Source organism: Streptomyces sp. URMC 126 (assembly GCF_051386555.1).
Classification (GTDB): Bacteria; Actinomycetota; Actinomycetes; order Streptomycetales; family Streptomycetaceae; genus Streptomyces.
The window spans coordinates 1-7,324 of sequence record NZ_JBPQTX010000340.1; the positions used below are offsets into that span (position 1 = coordinate 1).

The following is a 7,324-nucleotide window of genomic DNA, read 5'->3' on the forward strand; positions in this document are numbered from 1 at the left end:
GGTCACGGGGGCGGGGGGCGTCGGGGGACGATGAGCGGTGCCCTCAGGTTGGAGGGCCTGCGGTTGGAGGGTTGCCGGTTGGAGCACCCAGCCGGAGGCACCCGGCCCGAGACCGGAGGCGCCCGGCCGGAAACGCCCAGTCGAAGGCGCGCAGTCGAAGACATCCGGCCGGGGGCGCTGGTTTTCCGCGAGCCGGGCTTGGACGATGCGGAAATGGCGAGCGATCCGGCAGTCGCCGTTGATGCGCTGGGCGCCTTGGTCGAAGGCGTATGTGGTCCGTTCGATTCAGTGGCGGCCGGACAGATCGTTTTCGACTCGGAGGCTATGGGAACGGCGTACCTGTTCTGTGCTTCGATGAACAAGGCCCTTGATCGGAATCACCCCGCGCAGCCGCCCGCTCACCGGGACTTGTCGGTTACGGAGCATCTCGCCCTCCTGCAGCCCCTGCTGCCAGGCTTTCATCGACGGCAGCAGGGGGTACTGCAGCTCCTGGACCAGGAGTTCCCGCCAGACGACCGGGTTCATAGGCCGGCCGGGCCGGCGTCCCGGCTGGGCGACGACGGGTAGGGCTCGCCGCAACCGGCTCGCGCCGCCCTGCCGCACAGCGGCTACATGGGTCACCCCTACCGCCGAGGGGGCTCCCTCAACCCCAGGATGTCGCGGGTCACCCGAGAAACGGCCACCAGGTCAAGGGCCGCGTGTGGGACGCCGATTACCGCTGCCGACGTGAGGTTCGTGGCGGCCTGCCCAAGGTCTTCCTTCGGAGGACGTGGCCTGCGACACGGCCAGCAGCCTGAAGAAGATCGTCACCCACGTGCGGGCCTACGACCGGCTGCGGTTGTTCGTCCGCGCGCTCTGTCACGGTGGCCGTGCCCGGATCCGCCAGGCGCACCGCGAGGGCCAAGGGGACCGGCTCGCCGCGCTCGGCCTGGTCCTCAACGCCGTGGTGCTGCGGAACACCCGCTACCAGGGCGCCGCCGTCGCCCGGCTCCGGCCAGGGGACACGACATCGCGGGGAGCGAAGATGTCGCCCGTCTCTTCCCTCTCAAGGGGAGGCACATTCGCCAGGGCCTGCGCCGTTTCCGGGACCCGGACGCTGCCGAAGACTGCCAGGGCCGGAAGACGGCGAGGACCGGAAGACGGCGAGGACCGGGAGGTTGAGGGCCCGGGCCTCGGCCGGCGTCCCGGCCGGGGTCCCGGCCGGGGTCCCGGGGGGCTGCTCAGTCGGCCTGCTTCTCGGCCTGCTTGTCGGCCCGCCGGGGCAGGCAGAACATCAGGGCCCACATCAGGGCGAGAAGGCCGCCGACCCACCACAACACGGTGATGAAAGCGTCGCGGTTGAGTTCCGCGTCGGCGGAGCCGCCGGTGGTGGCGAAGAACACCAGAGCGGTCAGCGCGGTACCGAGGGCGATGCCCAGGTGGATGGCGGTGTTGAACAGGCCCGAGGCGGCCCCGGCGTCCCCGTGCGGGACCCTGGCCAGCGACATGTCGGCGAGCGGGCCGCCGACCATGCCGAGGCCGAAGCCGATCAGTACCACCGGAGCGGTCATCGCCGGCAGCGTCAGGTCCCCCTGGTACACACCGGCTTGGAGCCCGTAAGCGGCCGTCGCGGCGAGCGTGACGAGAGCTCCTGCCTGGGGAAGGCGCCGGGCGAAGCGCCCGCCGCTCTTCGCCGTGACCGTCGCACCGGCCAACTCCCCGAGGGAGAGCAGCACGAAGGCCAGGGCCGCGCGGAAGGGGCTCATGCCCAGGCCGCGTTGGAGGTAGAGGGTCCAGGTCATGAAGAACAACCCGCACAGAAGGCCATGCATCAGCTGCGCGGCCATGCCGCCGGAGAACTGCCGGCCCCGGAAGAGCGACAGCGGCACGAGCGGGGCGTCGCCCTGCTTGCGCCGCTGGTGGCGCAGGAAGACACCGAGGACGAGCAGGCCGGCGGCTAGCAGGGCGAAGCACCACAGCGGCCAGTGGTGCAGGTGCCCCTCGGTGAGCGGGAAGACGATCAGGACGATGGCCAGCGCGGACAGCAGCATGCCCGTCAGGTCGGGGCGGTCGGCCTTCTTCACGGTCGACTCGGGGATGAACTTGCGTCCCAGGACGATCACGGCCAGGCCGACCGGCACGTTGACGAGGAAGATCGGCCGCCAGGACAGCCCGAACAGGTCCGCCTCGGTCAGCAGACCGCCCATCACCGGGCCGAGGACATTGGCGAGCGACATGACGGCCCCGTACAGACCGAACACCTTGCTGCGGTTCCGCCCGTCGAACGTGACGTGGAGGGTGGCCAGGATCTGCGGGATCATCACGGCCACTCCCACGCCCTGGAGCGCGCGGGCGGCGATCAGCACGCCCGGCCCGGCAGCGAGGCCGCACAGCAGTGAGGCCGCGGTGAACGCGACGGTACCGATGAGGAGGATCCTGCGCCGGCCGTAGAGGTCACCGAGACGTCCGCCGGTCATCAGCCCGACGGCGATGGGCAGTGAATAGCCGGTGGTCAGCCACTGGATCGTGTCCGGCCCGGCGCCGGTGGACTCCTGGATCGCGGGCAGGGCGGTCAGGACGACCGACTGGTCGATCATGTCCATCAGCTCGGCACCCAGCAGCACCAAGAGGGCGACCCAGGCGGCCAAGCCCATCTTCGACAGTCCGGGTGAGGGGTGGGTCGGGGGCTGGGCGGTGTGGTGTGGCTCGTTGTCGAGCGCGGAGGAAGACACGACGGGGACTCCTGATCCAAAGGAATCGGGGAGCCCTGCCGACAGCCACGCCGGGGCCGGAACACACGAAACCCGGGGCAGACGGCAGAGCTGCACCCGGGAAGAAAACTGCGGGGAACGGTGACGCAACTCAGACCAGCGCGACGTCCGCCCCCGGACACGTGCGACACGACAGCACGCGGGAACGCGGACGACTACACGGCCTGGTTAATAGGTCGCCACCCCAAGATCGATACAGAAGGAAACAGAAGGAAGAGGAAAATCCGGTCGCTGCCACCGACACCTCGGCACAGGGACTCATTCACGGTACACGACGTCCCGGACTCCCCTGCAGGAAGATTGGGGAACCGCCCTGCACAAGGCCCGGCTTCCGCCGCCGGCAAGACCTCGCCCGGCGGGTCCGGGGACTAGGACCCCAGATGTCCGCTTTGCGTTCTACGGTCGGCACCGGGTCGCCGTTCGAGCGCCCCGCCGGAAAGATGACGGCAGGTGTCCGCCTCTTCACCAGGCGCTACCCGCCGTACGTACGTACAAGGAGCACGACCATGGGCATGTCCGAGGCCGCCGACCGCGCCGACAGCTTTGTCCCGCACCGCTACCGCGAGCAGCTGGTGGACCTGGGCGAGATCCGTATGAACTACGTCGCCGAAGGCGACCCCGCCGCGCCCGCGCTGCTGCTCGTCCCCGCCCAGGGCGAGTCCTGGTGGGGCTACGAGGAAGCGATCGGCCTGCTCAGCCCGGAGTTCCGGGTGTACGCGATCGACCTGCGCGGCCAGGGCCGCTCCACCTGGACCCCGGGCCGCTACAACCTGAACGTCTGGGGAGCCGACGTCGAGCGGTTCATCGACCTGGTCGTCCAGCGTCCCACGATCGTGGCCGGGAACTCGTCCGGCGGCATCATCGCCGCCTACCTGGCCGCGTACGCCAAGCCGGGCCTGGTGCGCGGCGCGATCCTGGAGGACCCGCCGCTGTTCTCCTCCCAGGCGTCCCCGCCCTACGGGCCGGGCATGACGCAGACCCTCGGTCCGATCTTCGCGCTGTGGGCGAAGTGGCTCGGCCCGCAGTGGTCCATCGGCGACTGGACGGGCATGGTCGAGGCCGCCCCGCGCGAGCTGCCGGAGTTCCTGCACCCGGGGATCGGCTTCATGATGGGCGAGGGCGACCCCGAAGCCGGCGCGTCTCCCACGCCGGTGCAGCACCTGAAGGAGTACGACCCCGAATGGGCCGAGGCGTGGGTCACCGACGCCGCCAACGCCGGCGTCGACCACGCCACGATGCTCGCCCAGGTCAAGACGCCGGTGCTGCTCACCCACCACTTCCACATGACCGACCCGGACACCGGTCGGCTCATGGGCGCGATGACCGACATCCAGGCCGGTCAGGCCCGACGCCTGCTGGAGTCCACCGGCCGGCCGGTGACCTTCACGTCGCTCGACGTCCCGCACACCATGCACGAGCCGATGGCGCAGCGGTACGCGGACGTCGTCACGGAGTGGATCAAGACTCTGCCCTGAGGTGCGGCAGTGCCACGGCTCAGGCGGTCGCCGAACGCGCCGAGCCGGTCCTCCGCTCCGTCTCGGTACGCCTGGCGGCCGAGGCCCGCCCGACCCCGGCCGCGTCTCCAGGCCCGTCACCTCAAGTGCGACGTGTCGTTCAGCAGCCGCAGCGACGTGTTCCCGTCCGCGTAATACGCCACCGCCGACAGCGAGGCCGCCGACAGTTCCATCTTGAACAGGGACTCCGGCGGGGCCCCGAGGGCCAGCCGGACCAGGGACTTGATCGGGGTCACGTGCGACACGAGCAGCACCGTCCGGCCCGCGTAGCGGGCGAGGAGCCGGTCGCGGGCGAGGGCGACGCGGCGGGCGACGGCCGCGAAGCTCTCGCCGTCGCCGGTGGGGGCGGCCTTGGTGGAGGCGAGCCAGGCGTCGAGGTCGGCCGGGTAGCGTTCGCGGGCCTCGGCGAAGGTCAGGCCCTCCCAGGCGCCGAAGTCGGCCTCGCGCAGGCCGTCTTCGACGCGGACGTCGAGTCCGAGGCGGCCCGCCACCACACCCGCCGTCTCCCGGCAGCGGCGCAGGGGCGAGCTGACGACGGCCTGGATCGTGCCGCGCGCGGCCAGTGCGGCGGCGACGGCCTCGGCCTGGCGGCGGCCGGCGGGCGACAGTTCGGGGTCGGAGCCGCCGCTTCCGGAGAATCGCTTCTGCGGAGTGAGCGCCGTTTCGCCGTGCCGGAGCAGGACGAACGTCGTCGGCGCGCCGAGGTCGGCCGGCGCGGCCCAGCCGAGGGGCGGGCCCTTCGGCTCGGGAGCCTCCAGGGCGGCCGGTTCCGGGGAAGCGGACACGGAGGCGGAGGCGGAAGGAGAAGTGGCAGCGGATACCGGGACGGCAGCCGAAGCCGAAGCCGCCGGCGCGACCGGCGCGACCGGCGCGACCGGCGCCGGATCCACCGGCACCCGCGCGTCGGCAGCGCCGACAGCCGGCCGGGGGCGCCCGGAAGGCTCCCACGGGAGGCCCTTCTTCCCCGCGTCCATCGCCTCGTTGGCGAGCCGGTCGGCGTGCTTGTTGCGCTCGCGCGGGATCCACTCGTAGCCGACCCGGTCCGCGGGGAAGACCAGCCGGGCCCGGGCGGCCAGCGGCCGCATGTCCGGGTGCTTGATCTTCCAGCGGCCGGACATCTGCTCCACGACGAGCTTGGAGTCCATCCGCACGGTGATCTCCGCGTCCGGGTCGAGGGCCCGGGCCGCCTCCAGCCCCGCGATCAGCCCTTTGTACTCGGCCACGTTGTTGGTGGCGGTGCCGATGTACTCGGCGGCCTCGGCGACAACCTCGCCGGTCGCCGCGTCGAGCACGACCGCGCCGTACCCGGCGGGCCCCGGGTTGCCCCGGGAACCGCCGTCGGCCTCGACGACGAAGCGGTGGGCCATGCGCTGCCTACAGCCCCGACTCGGGGGTGCGGACCAGGATCCGGCGGCAGTTCTCGCAGCGGACGACCTCGTCCGCGGCGGCGGCGCGCACCTCGTTGACCTCGGTGATGTTGAGCTCCAGGCGGCAGCCCTCGCAGCGGCGCTGGTAGAGGCGGGCCGCGCCGACGCCGCCCTCCTTCTCGCGCAGCTTGTCGTAGAGCTTGAGCAGGTCGGCCGGGACGGAGTTGGCGACGATGCCGCGCTCCTTGGTGACGGTGGCCACCTCGGCGTCGATCTCGGCCAGGGCGGCGTCACGGCGCGCGACGGCCGCGTCGACCTTGGCCTGGACGGCCTCGACGCGGGCGGTGAGCTCGGTGACGCGCTCCTGGGCGGCCTCCCGGCGCTCCATGATCTCCAGGACGACGTCCTCCAGGTCGCCCTGGCGCTTGGCGAGGGAGGCGACCTCGTGCTGGAGGTTCTCCAGGTCCTTGGGGGTCATCCCGACGCCGGAGTCGAGCCGCTGCTGGTCGCGGGCGGCGCGCTTGCGGACCTGGTCGACGTCCTGCTCGGCCTTGGCCTGCTCGCGGGCGGTGTCGCTCTCCTCGGTCTGCGCGGCGACGAGGAGGTCGCGGTGCTGCGTGAGGTCCCCTTCGAGGGCCTGGATCTCGGCGTGCTCGGGCAGGGACCGGCGCTTGTGGGCGAGCTGACCGAGACGGGTGTCGAGGGCCTGGAGATCCAGAAGGCGGATCTGGTCGGCGGGCGCGGCGTTCAGTTGGGGGCTCCTCTTACTGGTGATCGGTCGGGGTGGTGGACGCCGCGTGGGCGGTCCAGGGGTCGGTGACGAGCCGGGAGACGTGGGTGCGCAGGCCCCAGCCGTGCCGGTCGGAGATCTCGTCGAGCTGGGCGGCGGCCTGCTCGGTCCAGGGCCACTCGGTGGCCCAGTGCGCGGCGTCGACCAGGGCGAGCGGGGTGTGCTGCCGCGCCTCGGAGACGGGATGGTGGCGCAGGTCGGCGGTGACGTACGCGTCGACGCCCGCGGCCCGTACCTCGTCGAAGAGGGAGTCGCCGGAGCCGCCGCAGACGGCTACGGTACGGAGCACCTGACGCGGGTCGCCGGCGACGCGGACGCCCTGCGCCGTGGCGGGCAGCCGCGCGGCGCAGCGCTCGCCGAACTCGGCGAGGGTCAGCGGGGTGACCGGTTCGCAGATGCGGCCGAGGCCGCGGCGGCCGGTGGGGTCGGTGGGGTCCGGCACCAGGGGACCGATGACCCGCAGGTCGAGGGCGCCGGCGAGGGCGTCGGAGACGCCGGGGTCGGCGCGGTCGGCGTTGGTGTGGGCGACGTGCAGCGCGATGTCGTTCTTGATCAGGGTGTGTACGGCGCGGCCCTTGAAGGTGCCGGCCGAGACCGTGGTCGTCCCGCGCAGATAGAGGGGGTGGTGGGTGACGACCAGGTCGGCGCCGAGCTTGACGGCCTCGTCGACGACGTCCTGGACGGGGTCCACGGCGAAGAGGACCCGGCCGACGGGGGCGTCGGGGTCGCCGCAGACCGTACCGACGGCGTCCCACTGCTCGGCCCGCTCCGGGGGCCACAGGGCGTCGAGGGCGGCGATGACTTCAGACAGTACGGGCACGGGGAAAGGCTACCTGCCCGCCGGGGGCGGACGGCTTGCCTCCTGTCGGGGGACCCTTACGGGGCGGGGCCGGCCCCTAGGGG

The 7,324-nt window shown here is 72.2% G+C and carries 6 protein-coding genes; 2 read left to right on the plus strand and 4 right to left on the minus strand.

Annotated elements, in window-relative coordinates; all coding sequences use genetic code 11:
• Positions 1-814 precede the first annotated feature (814 nt).
• On the plus strand, positions 815-1,324 hold the full coding sequence (locus tag ACSNOK_RS28495) for a Tn3 family transposase (protein ID WP_436783674.1): 510 nt from the start codon (positions 815-817) through the stop codon (positions 1,322-1,324).
• Here the strand turns inward: ACSNOK_RS28495 and ACSNOK_RS28500 are convergent.
• A complete protein-coding gene (locus ACSNOK_RS28500) occupies positions 1,221-2,711 on the minus strand; it encodes an MFS transporter (protein WP_436783670.1) in 1,491 nt (496 codons plus the stop codon). The two genes, ACSNOK_RS28495 and ACSNOK_RS28500, sit on opposite strands and share 104 nt — an antisense overlap.
• Positions 2,712-3,256: 545 nt before the next feature.
• On the opposite strand from ACSNOK_RS28500, the gene ACSNOK_RS28505 reads away from it, so the two are divergent.
• Positions 3,257-4,225: an alpha/beta fold hydrolase gene (locus tag ACSNOK_RS28505; protein WP_436783671.1), complete on the plus strand. Its 969-nt coding sequence runs from the start codon at positions 3,257-3,259 to the stop codon at positions 4,223-4,225.
• 116 nt (positions 4,226-4,341) lie between these two features.
• On the opposite strand, the gene ACSNOK_RS28510 is transcribed toward ACSNOK_RS28505, so the two are convergent.
• Genes ACSNOK_RS28510 through ACSNOK_RS28520 form a run of 3 tightly spaced genes read right to left on the minus strand, consistent with a single transcriptional unit; the run spans position 4,342 to position 7,241 of the window.
• Entirely contained in the window at positions 4,342-5,631 is a 1,290-nt protein-coding gene (locus tag ACSNOK_RS28510; RefSeq protein ID WP_436783672.1) for a bifunctional RNase H/acid phosphatase, read from the minus strand.
• A gap of 7 nt (positions 5,632-5,638) precedes the next feature.
• A complete protein-coding gene (locus tag ACSNOK_RS28515) occupies positions 5,639-6,382 on the minus strand; it encodes a zinc ribbon domain-containing protein (RefSeq protein WP_436783675.1) in 744 nt (247 codons plus the stop codon).
• Between the two features lie 13 nt (positions 6,383-6,395).
• Positions 6,396-7,241, minus strand: coding sequence for a Nif3-like dinuclear metal center hexameric protein (locus tag ACSNOK_RS28520; RefSeq protein ID WP_436783673.1), 846 nt, complete (start codon positions 7,239-7,241; stop codon positions 6,396-6,398).
• Between the last annotated feature and the right edge of the window lie 83 nt (positions 7,242-7,324).

Excerpts from the sequence above, each read along its gene's own strand:
- ACSNOK_RS28505 (WP_436783671.1), top strand. The coding sequence starts at position 3,257 with ATGGGCATGTCCGAGGCCGCCGACCGCGCCGACAGCTTTGTCCCGCAC.
- ACSNOK_RS28510 (WP_436783672.1), bottom strand. The coding sequence starts at position 5,631 with ATGGCCCACCGCTTCGTCGTCGAGGCCGACGGCGGTTCCCGGGGCAAC.